The sequence below is a fragment of the Paraburkholderia sp. GAS334 genome (assembly GCF_050436625.1).
GTDB lineage: Bacteria > Pseudomonadota > Gammaproteobacteria > Burkholderiales > Burkholderiaceae > Paraburkholderia.
In genome coordinates this window covers 55,401-69,727 of sequence record NZ_JBNDMO010000022.1, presented here as the reverse complement: position 1 = coordinate 69,727, position 14,327 = coordinate 55,401, and the positions used below count along the sequence as shown (strand labels likewise).

Here is a 14,327-nt window from a genome sequence, read left to right as displayed (position 1 = left end):
CTCATAAAGATATAGGAGACGTTCATGAAGACTTTGCTTCATCTGGCTGCTGCCAGTCTCGTGACGCTGCAGGGCGCAAGCGCTCTCGCCGCGGTATCGGTCGACGAAGCCAGACAGCTCGGCACGACGCTGACCGCATTCGGCGCCGAAAAGGCGGGCAGTGCGGACGGCGTGATTCCCGAATACACAGGTGGCCTCACAAAGCCGCCCGCGGACTTCGTGCCGAACAGCGGCAAGTGGCCGGACCCGTTCAAGGGCGAAAAATCCACCTTCAGCATTACGTCGGCGAACATGTCGCAGTATGCCGAGCGGCTCACGCCCGGCGTACAGGCACTGCTCAAGCGATTCCCCGACTACCGTATCGACGTCTATCCGACGCATCGTACGATGCATTACTCGCAATGGGTGCTCGACAACATCCAGAAGAACGCCACCGGCGCCACGCTGACCGGCAAGGTCGAAGGCGACGGTGTCGAGGGGGCCGTGGGCGGGATTCCGTTCCCGATTCCGAAGAATGGCTATGAGGTCATGTGGAATGCGCTGATGAACTATCAGCGGGCGGAGTATTCGGCGAAGAACATGGGGGCGTTTCTGGTCGACACCTCGGGCGCGCGTACCGAACTGCCTATCCTCAACGTGATCGAGTACCGGCCGTTCTACGACCAGTCGGTCTCGAACGGGAAAAACAAGGGACCTTACGACCGCCTGTGGGTACAGAACCAGACGCCGCCGACGCTGGCGGGACAGACGGCGCTGGTCGACTACTCGAGCAACTACTCCGATACGGATCAGGTGACGTGGGCGTACTTCCCTGCGCAGCGGCGCACGCGGATGGCGCCGGACTACAAGTACGACACGCCGGCGGCGGGCTACGGCGGCGTCGTGTTCTGGGACGAGGCGTCGATCTTCCGCGGCCGGATGGACCGCTTCGACTTCAAGCTGCTCGGCAAGAAGGAAATGTTCATCCCTTATAACAACTACAAGCTGAAGCAGCTTGCGGTGGATGAACTGTTCGGGCCGCAGCATACGAAGCCGGACGCCATTCGCTGGGAACGGCATCGCGTGTGGGTGGTCGAGGCGACGCTGAAGGCGGATGCGCGGCACGCATATTCCAAACGCGTGTTCTACGTCGATGAGGACAGCTGGGCATTCAGCGAATCGGATGGCTATGGCCAGGATGGCAAGCTGTGGCGCGTCGGCATCGGCTATCCGTTCAACTACTACGACGAAGGCGGTGGCGTCTACGCGGCGACCTCGGTGGGTTTCTACGACTTGCAAAAGGGCAACTATTTCGTTGCCGGGACGGCTAGCGTCAATGGCCCCATGGAGATCCGCGTGGCCGACAAGCAGGAGAAGCCACAGCTGTTCACACCGGCAGGCATGGCGGGTACGGGCCTTCGCTAGCGATCGCCATGGAGCCTGACGCATAGGGTAGTGACTGTTTCCCGATCGGACGTGGCGGCAAGCAGGGTCCGGTCGGGCGTTGACATGAACACGCACGACATGGTCGAGGGTGTCTGGAGCCAGGCACCGAACGACCGAGGGTGGAAGATGTTTCAGCAAGCGTTTGTGAGTTTGACCGGCAGGGGTCTGATGCTTGCCTCGCTGACAGTGATGAGCATCGGCGGCGTCGATGCGCAATCGATGCCCGCTGCGGGTGCACCGCACGGCGCGAGTGCGAGTACCCACAAAGACCCGTTCGTCGATCCGCTCGATGCGCCGTCGGTCATGCATCAAAGCATCGCCGGACGACCGTTGATGTCGGTCGCGCGAGCGGGAAGCCGGCTGGTCGCGCTCGGCATGCGCGGCCTGATCGCCATCTCGGACGACGAGGGCAAGAGCTGGACCCAGGTGAGCGCTCCGGTGAGAAGCGATCTGCTCGCGATGAGTTTCCCGACCGCGCTGGACGGCTGGGCGGTCGGCCACGATGGCGTGGTGCTCCATACTGCCGACGGCGGTAAGACGTGGAGCAAGCAGTTCGACGGCCGAATGGCGGCGACTGCACTGGCCCAATACTACAAGGATCGGATCGCCGCCGGCGACGCCGCGCTGCAACCGTATCTGGACCAGATTGCGCTCAACTACAAGGAGGGGCCGTCCTTGCCGCTGCTCAGCGTGGTGTTCCACGACAAGCAGCACGGACTCGCGGTCGGACCATTCGGCATGGCCATTGCGACCGACGACGGCGGCAAGACATGGATTCCCATCCTGCAGCAGATCGAGAACCCGGAATTCCTGCACCTGGATGCGATCTCGGAAGTGGCCGGCAACCTCTACATCGCCGGCGAGAAAGGCGTGGTCTTCAGGTTCGACCCGGACGCCAGGAAGTTTCATCGCGTCGAGACGGGCTATGCCGGAAGCTTCTTCGGGCTGACCGGCAATGACGAGGTGCTGCTCGCCTACGGGCTACGCGGCACGATCTATCGCAGCGTCGATCGCGGCGCCACGTGGAGCGCGGTGCAAAGCCCGCTGCACGGCGCGGTGACCCATGCCACCTACCTTCCGGAGCGTCGCACGTTCGTATTCGTGAGCGCGGCCGGGGAGATTGCCGTCGCCGACGCTTCGGGCGAGGCGCTTCATCTTTTGAAAACGTCGCGGCCCATCGTCATCACAGGGGCGCAGGTGTCGGCAGGCGGCGCGCTAGTCGTGTCAGGACTCGATGGCGTGCGTATCGCCCCACTTCAGTAATCGCGCTGCTTCAGGATAATCAATACAGGTATGTCACCGAACACTGAACGAACCGATTCGATGCCGGTTATCAAGAACCGTGAGGATTTCGAATCGACTTCCGGGTCTCGCCTCGAGCGGCTCATTTTCAACAACCGCCTGTGGATCGTCGTGGTGTGCGCGATCCTGACAGTGCTTCTCGGCTTCCAGGCGACGAAATCGAACGTCAGCGCAAGCTATGAACGGATGATGCCGCAGTCGAGCCCGTTCATCCGTAACTATATCGAGAACATGAGCTCGCTGCGCAGCCTCGGCAACTCGCTGCGTATCGTGGTCGAAAACCGCAAGGGCAGCATCTACGATCCGAAGTATCTGAACGTTCTGCGCAAGATCAACGACAAGGTCTACGTCATTCCGGGTGTCGACCGGCCATTCGTCAAGTCGCTCTGGATGCCGGTGGTGCGCTGGACCGAGGTGACGGAAAGCGGCTTCCAGGGCGGCTCCGTGATGCCGGACGACTATAACGGCTCCGCCGGGAGTCTCGAGCGGTTGCGGCTGAACGTCGGGCGTGCAGGCATCGTGGGCTCGCTCGTCGGCAACGATCTGCAATCGAGCACGATCTTCGTGCCGCTGCTCGACCACTATGCCGACACGGGCAAACCCCTCGATGCGCGCGCGGTACGGGACGAACTCGAAAAAATCCGCACCGACTATGCCAGCGATGACATCAGCATTCATGTGATCGGTTTTGCCGAAGTGGTGGGCGAACTGATTCACGGGCTGATGCAGATCGCGGTCTACTTCGCCGTCGCGGCCGCGATCGCAGCGGTCGTGATCTATGCGTATACCCGTTGCATGCGAAGCACGGCGCTCGTCATCTATTGTTCGTTGACCGCCGTGTTGTGGCAGCTCGGCATCGTGCACTTGCTGGGTGTCGATCTCGATCCGTATTCGGTTCTGGTGCCCTTCCTGATCTTCGCGATCGGCGTATCGCACGGCGCACAGAAGATGAACGGCATCATGCAGGACATCGGGCGCGGCACAGACCGCTATGTGGCCGCGCGCTACACGTTCCGCCGCCTCTTTCTTGCAGGTCTCACGGCGTTGCTCGCTGACGCAGTAGGCTTCGCCGTGCTGATGCTGATCGACATTCCGGTGATCCGCGGCCTCGCACTTGCTGCGAGCGTCGGCGTGGCGGTGCTGATCTTCACGAATCTCGTGTTTCTGCCCGTGCTGCTGTCGTACACAGGCGTCACCCACGCAGCCGCCGTGCGCAGCTTGCATGCCGGCGACAAGAACAGGTTCGTCCGCCTGCTCACGCCGTTCACGCAGCGCGGCCATGCGTGCGTGGCGGTACTGGTGGCGGGCCTGCTCGCTGCCGGCGGTCTGCTCGTCGGCCAGCATCTGAAGATCGGCGATCTCGATCCGGGTGCGCCCGAGCTGCGGGCGGATTCGCGCTACAACCGCGACAACGCGTACATCACCCGTCACTATCGCCTTTCCACCGACCAGTTCGCGGTGATCACGAAGGTCGGCCCCGGCGCGATCAACGACTTCAAGACGCTGACCGAGATGGACAATCTCGAACAGACGTTGCGCGACCTGCCGGGTGTCCAGACGACGACCTCGATCAGCAGTCTGACCCGCCGCATCACGGCGGCGGGCTATGAAGGCGACCCCCGCTGGATGACCGTGAGCCGCGATCCGGCGGTATCGACCGATGCCGTCAACAACGCCTACGTCGGCAACCCGGAGCTCGTCGATGGCTCGCGTTCCGTCGCGCCCGTCGTCGCATTCCTTGCCGACCACAAGGCGGAGACGCTGGCACGCGTGGTCAAGACGGTCGAAGCGTTCGCGGCGCAGCACGATGCCGATGACCGCAAGTTCCTGCTCGCGGCCGGCAGCGCCGGCATCGAAGCGGCGACCAACATCGCGGTCGAGAAGGCCAACCGGATGATGCTGGTGCTCGTCTATGCGGCGGTGATCGTGCTGTGTTTCATCACGTTCCGTAGCTGGCGTGCAGTCGTGGTGGCGGTCGTGCCGCTCGTCATCACGTCGATTCTGTGCGAGGCCTTGATGGTGATGCTCGGTATCGGCGTGAAGGTCGCGACACTGCCCGTGACCGCGCTGGGTGTGGGCATCGGCGTGGACTACGCGTTGTACCTGGTGAGCGTGCAGTTGACGCTGCAACGGCAGGGCGCTTCGCTCGAAGACGCCTATCGTGAGGCCCTCAGCTTCACCGGCAAGGTCATCGCGCTGATCGGCGTCACGCTCGCCATCGCGGTGGTGACGTGGGCCTGGTCGCCAATCAAGTTCCAGGCCGACATGGGTATCCTGCTCACGTTCATGTTCCTGTGGAACATGGTGGGCGCGCTTGTCCTGATCCCCGCGCTGTCGCACTTCCTGCTGAATACGCGCAAGCTCGCGCAAAACGTGCCGGCACAGGTGCTCGCCGGGCAGTAGCACGGCGAATGGCCGGGGATCCGGTTCCCAGCCGGTTTCAGCACGCTTCGCCCGGCACGGCCCTCGCATCGCACCGTCCCGCGACCGGCATCGCGCGCGGGTTTTCACCTAAGCGGCATGCGTAGCCGGGCTTGCCCGCGCACGGCATGCCCGGCGTCGCCCCGGCGCCCTTGTCGCCCGTGCCTCCCGGCCTGATGCAAGGCCCGGCGCGCGCGCCCGGCGAACGGATGAGCCTGCGCCCGCCCCCCTACTTGGGAGGGGGGCGGCCAGCCTGGAACATCCCTATTCTTCTTTCATGCCAAACGGCATGCCAGCACGTTAGATGGTCATACCGAGCCCGTGCAAGCGGTCCGCGGCCGGTACGCATTTGCTTGACTTGGTCTTGCGCGTCCTTGCGACGTGCAAGGCTCGAAAAGGGAATTTGCATGGGCGTTATCAGTCGTGGCATTGGCGGGGCTGCATTGCTGCTCGCCGCAGGGAGCGCTATGGCGCAGTCGAAGGTGACGTTATACGGCGTTGTCGATACGTTCGTGCAGTACCTGAATAACGGAGGGGCGGGGTCAGTCTCGGCGCGCAGCGGTGGCAGCACTGGATCGTTGGTCGGCTTCAAGGGTAGTGAGGATCTGGGCCGCGGCGTGAAGGCGGTGTTCGATCTGGAAAGCGGATTTAACGTGAACAACGGGGGCTTTTTCGTCGACAGCAGCAAGCTGTTCGGGCGTCAGTCGTGGGTAGGGCTCGCGAGCGACGACTACGGCAGGCTGACCTTCGGACGTCAATATCAGCCGACCTTCTGGATTGCGTATTTCGCCGAGCCTTTTCGCGGCGACGAGGCGCTGTCGCCGTTTGCCGCGATGATCGTGGCGATGGACAGGCGAACGATCGCCACCCAGTACGCTGCGGGTCGCAGCGACAACTCGATTGTCTATCAGTCGCCGGACGTGGGCGGTTTCAAGCTCTACTCGATGTACGCGTTTGCGGACGCCCTGAAGCAGCCGGTGCCGGCGAGCGTCGGGCCCGTGTTTGACGTTGGCGTGACCTACACGGGCTACGGTCTGTACGCCGGCCTCGCGTACCAGAACCAGCATGCGGGACGCGAGACGCTTCCTGGGCTGCCGGCCGATCTGGACCAGCTCGCCACCGAGCATTTCACCGGCGCGCTCGCGTACCAGCTGGGCATCGCGAATTTCCAGTTCATCTACACGTACGCGCGGCCGAAGGACGCGCCGGCGGGATCGCGCGCGGCGCAGGCCGATGCGGCACACCCGGTCAGCACCATCGAAGTGGGTGCGACGATTCAGGCCACGGCTGCCGACACGGTCGAAGTCGCGGCGGTCGAGCGCAACGTGCGCGGCGCGCACGACAACACCACGGGCATTCAGCTCGGCGTCGATCACAGCCTGTCAAAGCGAACGAGCCTGTATGCGCGAGCGGGCTACATGAAGAACCACGGCGGCGCGACGACGAGCTGGCCTGGGATTGCGGTCACCGGTACGGGCACGTCGCAAACCCTCATGGCAGTCGGGCTCACGCATCGATTCTGACGGACGCGCAGTCTCGCTCGCGATGGTCTGCATGCGCCGCACCTCCAACGAACCAACCAGAAGAGAAGGAAGAAAGATGAATCTGCAAAACAAGATAGCCATCGTTACGGGCGCTGCTTCGGGCCTCGGTCTTGCGACATGCCGTGCGCTGGCTGCGGCCGGCGCCACCGCGGTCGGCTTCGATCTGGACCAGGCGAAGCTCGATGAGGCGCTCGGCGCGCACATCAAGGGCGTTGCCGTTGACGTGTCCGACGAAGCCAGCGTGAAGGCGGGCGTCGATGCGGTGGTCAACATGCATGGCCGTGTGCATATTGCAGTGAATTGCGCCGGCGTACTCGGGCCGTGCAAGACGATTTCGAAAGGCCAGCTCTTCCCGTCAGATCTGTGGAACCGCGTAATCGGCGTGAACCTGACGGGGACCTTCAACGTGATTCGCCATGCGGCGCTCGCGATGACGGCCAACGAACCGGAAGACACCGGCGAGCGTGGCGTGATCATCAACACCGCATCGGGCGCTGCCAGGGGCGGGCAGATGGGCCAGGCCGCGTACAGCGCGAGCAAGGCGGCCGTGATCGGCATGACGACGCCGATCGCGCGCGACCTCGCGGAGCACGGGATTCGCGTCGTGTCGATCTCGCCGGGTCTGTTCGAGTCGGGCATGTCCGCCGGCATGCCGCAGAAGGTGTTCGACGGATTGATCGAGAAGATGCTTTTTCCACGCCGCATGGGCAAGGCGAGCGAGTTCGCCGCACTCGTCCAGCACGTGATCGGGAACGCCTACATGAATGCGACGACGCTCGATATCGAATGCGGCATGCGCTAATTCAGATTCCTCGAAGGAGAAGGTTGTGAAGATTCTGGTTGCAGTGAAAAGACTGGTCGACGCGAATGTGAAGGTCGGCGTGAAATCGGACAACACGGGCGTCGACATCGCGAACGTGAAGATGTCGATGAATCCGTTCGACGAGATCGCGGTGGAAGAAGCGGTGCGTCTGAAGGAAGCGGGCGTGGCGACCGAAGTGATCGCGGTGTCGTGCGGTGTGACGCAATGTCAGGAGACGCTGCGCACGGCGCTGGCGATCGGCGCGGACCGCGCTGTGCTGATCGAGTCGAACGAAGACCTGCAGCCGCTGGCGGTGGCCAAGCTGTTGAAGGCGCTGGTCGACAAGGAACAGCCTTCGCTGGTGATCCTCGGCAAGCAGGCGATCGACGACGATTCGAACCAGACCGGCCAGATGCTGGCTGCGCTGGCTGCATTGCCGCAGGCCACGTTTGCTTCGAAGGTGGTCGTGGCGGATGGCAAGGCCACGGTGTCGCGTGAAGTCGACGGCGGTGCGGAGACGCTGTCGCTGACGCTGCCCGCGGTGGTCACCACCGACCTGCGCCTGAACGAGCCGCGTTACGTGACGCTGCCGAACATCATGAAGGCGAAGAAGAAGCCGCTGGAGACGCTCAAGCCCGAAGACCTCGGTGTCGACGTCACACCGCGCCTGAAGACGCTGAAAGTGGTCGAGCCGCCCAAGCGCAGCGCCGGCGTGAAGGTCGCCGACGTGAAGACGCTGGTCGAGAAGCTGAAGACCGAAGCCAAGGTGCTTTGAAGAATACGCGGAGACGGACGAAATGACGAATCTGGTTAATCTGGTAATAGCAGAACACGACAGTGCATCGATCAAGGCGGCGACGCTGAACACGATCGCAGCCGCACAGAAGATTGGCGGTGACATTCACGTGCTGGTCGCGGGCCACAACGCGCAGGCTGCTGCTGAAGCCGCAGCGAAGATCGCCGGCGTGAGCAAGGTCTTGCTGGCCGATGCTGCACAACTCGAAGCGGGTCTGGCAGAAAACGTCGAAGCGACGGTGCTGAACATCGCGAAGGACTATACGCATATCCTCGCGCCGGCCACTGCCTACGGCAAGAACATCGCCCCGCGTGTCGCCGCGAAGCTCGACGTCGCGCAGATCAGCGACATCACCGCAGTCGACAGCGCCGACACGTTCGAGCGCCCGATCTACGCAGGCAACGCCATCGCCACCGTCCAGTCACAAGATGCAATCAAGGTGATCACGGTGCGAACGACCGGCTTCGACCCGGTGGCGGCCGAAGGCGGCAGTGCAGTGGTGGAGAAGATCGCAGCCGCAGCCGACACGGGCCTTTCGCAGTTCGTGAGCCGTGAAGTGACGAAGCTGGACCGCCCGGAACTCACGAGCGCGAAGATCATTGTCTCGGGCGGCCGTGGGCTTGGCAACGGCGAAAACTACACGAAGGTGCTGGAGCCGCTGGCCGACAAGCTGAACGCCGCGCTGGGCGCCTCGCGCGCGGCGGTCGACGCGGGCTTCGTTCCGAACGACTACCAGGTGGGCCAGACCGGCAAGATCGTCGCACCGCAACTGTATGTGGCAGTCGGCATCTCGGGCGCAATCCAGCATCTGGCCGGCATGAAGGACTCGAAGGTAATCGTTGCGATCAACAAGGATCCGGAAGCGCCGATTTTCAGCGTGGCCGATTACGGTCTGGTGGGCGATCTGTTCACGGTGGTGCCGGAACTCGTGGGCGGCCTTCAGCCGGAAGCCTAGTCCAGGGTCGCGAACACACGATCGAAGACCGCCTCGGTAGCAGGGCGCTATTCAAGGCGCCTCAAACCGTGGCGGCGCTTTCCATATCCTGAAGACGTCTCTGCCGAGCTGCCGTTCAAAACGGGCCGGTCGGCGCGACGCGCAACACAAGACGTCGACGCAGAGTTGGAGAATTAAATGAGTACCCGGGAAAGGTCGTTGCGCGTGCTGGTGGAGCGATGGTTGGGACGCGGCGCAGCCACGCATGCCCGTGTGACCCGCTTCAGTCACTCGCGGCGCAAGCTGTGGCGCTATGTATGCGTGGAAGCGGAACGTCCGTCGGGCAGGTTGGCGATCGTGTTTTTTCGCCACGACGACGGTTCGTGGTGCGTGTTTCCTCCCGAATACAAACGTCCCGCGCTGAATCTCATGCGGGCAGTGGCTTAGCTGGCTGCGAGCAAAGGCCACGCCACTTGCTTCGCGAATGGCGTATCCGTCGACCCCGCGTGTCGTGTCACCTCGGGAGCCGAGGCGACAGAGTCGCCGGCTGGCGGCCCTGTACCCCTGAAAGAAATCAGGGACCTGATCGGGCAGTCGGTCGCAACGGTTGATGCAGGTTCGAAGCTCGTCGAGGAAGCGGGCGGCACGATTGGCGCGGTGGTGCTGTCCGTGAAGCGCGTCACAGACATCATGAGCGAGATCGCGGCCGCGTCGGAAGCGCAGAGCACGGGTATCGGCCAGGTCGATACCGCCATCAGCCAGATGGACGAGGTCACCCAGCAGAACGCGGCGCTGGTGGAACAAGCTGCGGCGGCTACGCACTCGCTGGCGAATCAGGCGCAGGCGTTGCGAGATGCAGTCGCGGTCTTCCAGATTGACGACGATGCTGTCCCGCATGTGTCGTTCGACGCTTCGATGCGTCGTTCCTCGCGGCTCGCAGCAGTGCCCGGGTAAGCAGTTTGACAACCACCTTGCGCATACCTCGCGAGCGAGGCACTGTGCGAGGGGTGTGACAAGGGATGCTTCAAAACGGTCGGAGCATCCCGCGCGACAAGCCCGGCGAGACGCGTTCATTGCGTCACCAGACGATATTTATTTCATGGACATCATGCGTTCATTCAGCTTCCAGACCGTTCCCAACATCGTCGTCGAATTTGGCGCGGCGCGCCGCCTTGGCGTGGTGTTGCGCGAGACCTGTCCGTCCCAAACCCGGCTTTGCGTTGTGACCGATCATGCATTGCTCGGTAGCGGTCTGCTCGATGCTGCGCTGGCCGACCTGCGCGCCCATGGATGGGACGTGACGGTGATCGACGATGTCATCGCCGATCCACCTGAACACGTGGTGCTCGAGGCGACGAGCCGCGCGCGGGCCGCGGATGCGCAGGTCGTACTCGGCCTGGGCGGGGGCTCGTCGATGGACGTGGCCAAGCTGATCGCGATTCTCGTGCCGGGCAGCCAGTCGCTCGCCGGGATCTACGGCGTACGGAAAGTGACTGGCACGCGCCTGCCGCTCGTGCAGATGCCTACCACCGCGGGCACCGGCTCCGAAGTCACGGCGGTATCGATCGTCACGACCGGCGAGACGACAAAGACAGGCGTGGTAGCGCCACAACTCTACGCAGATCTCGCCATCCTCGACGCCGAACTCACGCTGGGCCTGCCACCGCATGCGACGGCCGCGACCGGCATCGACGCGATGGTTCATGCGATCGAAGCGTATACGTCTGCCCATCTGAAAAATCCGGTCTCCGACACGCTGGCGATGAAGGCACTTCAGTTGCTGTCACGTCACCTGCTGCGCGCCTTCAATGACGGCAGCGACCGCGCGGCGCGCGAGGCCATGCTGCTCGGCGCGATGTTCGCCGGGCAGGCGTTCGCCAATGCGCCGGTCGCCGCAGTGCATGCACTTGCCTATCCGATCGGTGGCATTTTTCACGTGCCGCATGGGCTTTCGAATGCGCTCGTGTTGCCGCACGTGCTGCGGTTCAATGCGCCGGCGGCTTCGCACCTGTACGCCGAACTTGCGTCTATCGTGGTGCCCGAGGCGTCCGGCAGCGACGAGTCGAAGACGGATTTGCTGATCGATCATATCGATTGCCTGATCGAAGCCACTGGCATCCCGCGTACGCTGCGTGAGGTCGGTGTTCGACACGGAGATCTGGAACGGATGGCCCGTGACGCAATGCTGCAGACACGCCTGCTCGGCAATAATCCGCGCCCCGTCGCCGAACAGGATGCCCTCGCGATCTACCAAGCCGCATTTTGATACCGGGCCTTCTGGTTCAAGCGAGACGCCGACGTGCCTTAGCGGATCAGGTTGCGATTGCGCGCCCACACCATCGCGTCGTAGCGGCTCGATACATCGAGTTTCGCGAATACATTGCGCAGATTCCATTTCACGGTTTCGACCGTGATATTGAGCGTGAGCGCGATGCGCTTGTTGGACATCGCTTGCGCGACCAGCGCAAGTACGTCGATTTCGCGCTGCGTCAGGGCGGTTTGCTCGCGGCGGCCACGCGAGCGCTTTTGTGCCGGCAGGGCGAGGCCCCGCGCGGTGCGGTCGTCGGGGAATCTCTCCAGCAACGCGCAGGCGTACTGCATCAACGGATCTTTGGGCGCCAGGTTTGGCACCAGCAATTCGAACTCACCGCGTGCGAGCGCGCCTTCGTCGAGAAACGTGCGCACGAGACCAAGCCGGCAGCCGGCCTCGACCGCACGGGTACGGCACGCCATGGCCTCGCCGGTGCGCCCCAGCTCGTCGAGCGCGCGCGCCGAGAGCAGATCGACCAGCGTCAGCAGCGTGCCGCGACCTAGCGCGAGTGCGAGACCTCGCGCTTCTTCCAGTGCCTGTGCGGCAAGCTCGGGCTGCCGGCCGAGATTCAGGCGTGCGCGCGCGATGGCCGCGGCCGCCGGGATTTCAGCAGAGAAGCCGCTGCTACCGGCGTGAGCGCGGGCAAGTTCGTCGAGGGCAGCCATTGCCGGCCCTGCTTGCGCCGGATCGCTCCTGCCCAGCTGGATCCTGATCTGCTCGGCGTGCATGAGCGCGCGCGGGCGATCCAGACCGGCGGTGCGAAAGCGCGTGGCCTGCCGGTTCAGGAAGGCGAGCGCTACATCGGGGCTCTCCTGCAACAGGTCGAGCCGCGCGCGGCAGAGTGAAGCCCGAACCGTCACTTCCACGCTGGCAGACTCCAGCAGCCCCTGGCGGTTGGCGAGCGTCTCGCGCGCGTCGTCGATCCGGTCGAGCTCGTAGAACACGTCGGCGACGAAGGCCGAGCAGACGTTGGCGGGTACAGACCGCGAGCCGAAGCCCTTTTGCGCCCGTGACAGCAGGGGCACAGCGAGCCGCTCGGCCTCGGAAGCTTTGCCCTCCAGCACCAGCAACAGCACGCGCGTGTTTTCCGCAACGATCGCCATGTCGCTGTTTTGATCGAGGGGCGGCATGGGGTGACGGTCCAGCAGGCTGCGGGCGTCCGCGTAGCGGCCAGCGCCCGCATAGGCGGTCGCCAGTGCAGACAGCGCGAGATAGCGCAGGAACGTGTTGTCGATTGCAGTATCGGGCTGCGATTCCAGCAGATCGATCGTGCGCTGCGCGTCATCCTGCTGCAATGCGATCACGGCATCGACGAGCGGCAGACGGCGCGCGATGTCAGGATGCTGGCCGGCTTCGCTGGCCCGCAACTGGGCGAGCCGCGCCAGTGCGACGGGCGCGCGCGCCGACAGCGCAACGGCAAGGCAGGCGAGAAACGACAGCTTGCGGTGCCTGAATAACGTCTGCGGCGACAGGCGCTCGAGCAGGCCAAGGGTCGGCCCGAGGTATCCGAACGTCCAGTTGGCCGGAACCGCGCCTTCGATCACCGAAGCGGCAAACTCCACATCGCCCGCCAGGTTTGCATGACGCACCGCCTCGACCAGCAGGTCGCTGGCGGCGAACCAGCGGCTTGCGCGACCATGCAACTGCGCGACGGCGCGCGCGCCGCGCCTCTCCACGCGCGTGTTGAGAAGCTCGCCGAACAGCCAGTGAAAACGGAACCACGGGGCACGCTCCTCGAGATCGACAGGCTGGATCGGCAGATTCTCCAGCTCCATGCGTCGAATCAGTTCGGCCGCGCGCGGGTTACCCGTTACGGATTCGGCGAGCGGTGCGTTGAAGCGGCGAAACAGCGACAGTGTCTCGGCAAGCTCGACAAGGTCGGCAGGCAGATCCGACAGCACCTCTTCACTGAGGTAGGTCTGCAAATCGTTCGAACGCCATACCAGGTCGCGCAGCCGCGTGCCGGCACCGGGGCGGTTCTTCAACATGATGACGATCAGCTGGACACAGGACGGCCATCCGCCCGTCATCTCGTGGATGAGGCTCGCATCGTCGTGATTGATTTTACCTGGCCCGAGGTTCGCCTCGAGAAAGCTGCGCGTTTCTGTTGCGCAGAACGGCAATTGCTCGCAGTCGATTTCGACGATCTGATCCATGACGCGAATCCGGCTCAGGCTGAGGAGCGGCGCGGAACGTGACGCGATCACCAGATGGAGATTCGCCGGGCACTGATCGAGCAGCTTCTGCACCAGTTTGTGGATCCACGGATCCTCGACGTGATGGTAGTCATCGAGAATCAGAAAGAGATCGTTGACGAGGCTGCCCAGGCCAGCCAGTACGCTCGTGACGATTTCGTCGATGGATGCTTCACTGACACCCCCTGCGTACAGGTCGAGTTCCACAGGGACGCCCACCTGCTGTAGCGCGGCGAGGAAGACAGCGCAGAAGTCCGCAAAGCCCTTGTCGTCGGAGGTGAGGGACAGCCATGCCACATCTGCCTGGGCTTGCAGGCAGGCTTGACGCCATTGCGCGAGCAGCGTGGTCTTGCCGTAGCCGGCGCTACCCGTGACGAGTGCCAGCTTGCGCTGTTGGGTCCGTCCGAGCAGGCTCAGCAAGCCGGTGCGCGGCACGTGCTGCGCGCTGATCCGGGGCGGTGCGAACTTCGTCGAGATCAGGAGTCGGGTGGAGTGCATCGTTCGGGGCAACATTAAACAAAAGGGGCGGCGCAGCGCGAAGTCGAGCATAGGACCAACCGGTTGCGCAGGGTCCCCTCGTTTGGAGGGGTATCGGGT

10 protein-coding genes and 1 pseudogene are annotated in these 14,327 nt (G+C 63.7%); 10 read left to right on the top strand and 1 reads right to left on the bottom strand.

Going from position 1 to position 14,327, the window contains the following annotated elements; translation table 11 throughout:
* Positions 1–24 precede the first annotated feature (24 nt).
* The 10 genes and pseudogenes from P3T21_RS29465 to P3T21_RS29420 all read left to right on the top strand — a co-directional run bounded on the left by P3T21_RS29465 (position 25) and on the right by P3T21_RS29420 (position 11,490).
* Positions 25–1,404, top strand: a complete 1,380-nt coding sequence (locus P3T21_RS29465; protein ID WP_429259482.1) for a DUF1329 domain-containing protein — start codon at positions 25–27, stop codon at positions 1,402–1,404.
* 84 nt (positions 1,405–1,488) lie between these two features.
* Positions 1,489–2,688 carry a WD40/YVTN/BNR-like repeat-containing protein gene (locus P3T21_RS29460; protein WP_429259481.1) on the top strand — a complete coding sequence of 400 codons (1,200 nt, stop codon included), beginning with the start codon at positions 1,489–1,491 and terminating at the stop codon, positions 2,686–2,688.
* Positions 2,689–2,718: 30 nt separating this feature from the next.
* Complete coding sequence (locus tag P3T21_RS29455) at positions 2,719–5,130, top strand: efflux RND transporter permease subunit (protein ID WP_429259480.1); 2,412 nt, start codon at positions 2,719–2,721, stop codon at positions 5,128–5,130.
* Between the two features lie 425 nt (positions 5,131–5,555).
* On the top strand, positions 5,556–6,671 hold the full coding sequence (locus tag P3T21_RS29450) for a porin (RefSeq protein WP_429259479.1): 1,116 nt from the start codon (positions 5,556–5,558) through the stop codon (positions 6,669–6,671).
* Between the two features lie 76 nt (positions 6,672–6,747).
* Positions 6,748–7,494 carry an SDR family NAD(P)-dependent oxidoreductase gene (locus tag P3T21_RS29445; protein ID WP_429259478.1) on the top strand — a complete coding sequence of 249 codons (747 nt, stop codon included), beginning with the start codon at positions 6,748–6,750 and terminating at the stop codon, positions 7,492–7,494.
* Positions 7,495–7,519: 25 nt separating this feature from the next.
* Positions 7,520–8,269 (top strand): electron transfer flavoprotein subunit beta/FixA family protein, encoded by a 750-nt coding sequence (locus P3T21_RS29440; protein WP_429259477.1) that lies wholly within the window; start codon positions 7,520–7,522, stop codon positions 8,267–8,269.
* Between the two features lie 31 nt (positions 8,270–8,300).
* Positions 8,301–9,245, top strand: a complete 945-nt coding sequence (locus P3T21_RS29435) for an electron transfer flavoprotein subunit alpha/FixB family protein (RefSeq protein WP_429259506.1) — start codon at positions 8,301–8,303, stop codon at positions 9,243–9,245.
* Positions 9,246–9,422: 177 nt separating this feature from the next.
* The gene (locus P3T21_RS29430; protein WP_429259476.1) at positions 9,423–9,671 is read left to right on the top strand and encodes a hypothetical protein; all 249 of its coding nucleotides are present in this window, start codon (positions 9,423–9,425) and stop codon (positions 9,669–9,671) included.
* Between the two features lie 120 nt (positions 9,672–9,791).
* Positions 9,792–10,178 (top strand): annotated as a pseudogene (locus P3T21_RS29425) (methyl-accepting chemotaxis protein); the annotation flags it as partial.
* Between the two features lie 154 nt (positions 10,179–10,332).
* The gene (locus P3T21_RS29420) at positions 10,333–11,490 is read left to right on the top strand and encodes an iron-containing alcohol dehydrogenase (protein WP_429259505.1); all 1,158 of its coding nucleotides are present in this window, start codon (positions 10,333–10,335) and stop codon (positions 11,488–11,490) included.
* A 38-nt stretch (positions 11,491–11,528) separates the two neighbouring features.
* Here P3T21_RS29420 and P3T21_RS29415 read toward each other — a convergent pair whose 3' ends face one another.
* The gene (locus P3T21_RS29415) at positions 11,529–14,228 is read right to left on the bottom strand and encodes a LuxR C-terminal-related transcriptional regulator (protein ID WP_429259475.1); all 2,700 of its coding nucleotides are present in this window, start codon (positions 14,226–14,228) and stop codon (positions 11,529–11,531) included.
* Positions 14,229–14,327: the final 99 nt, after the last annotated feature.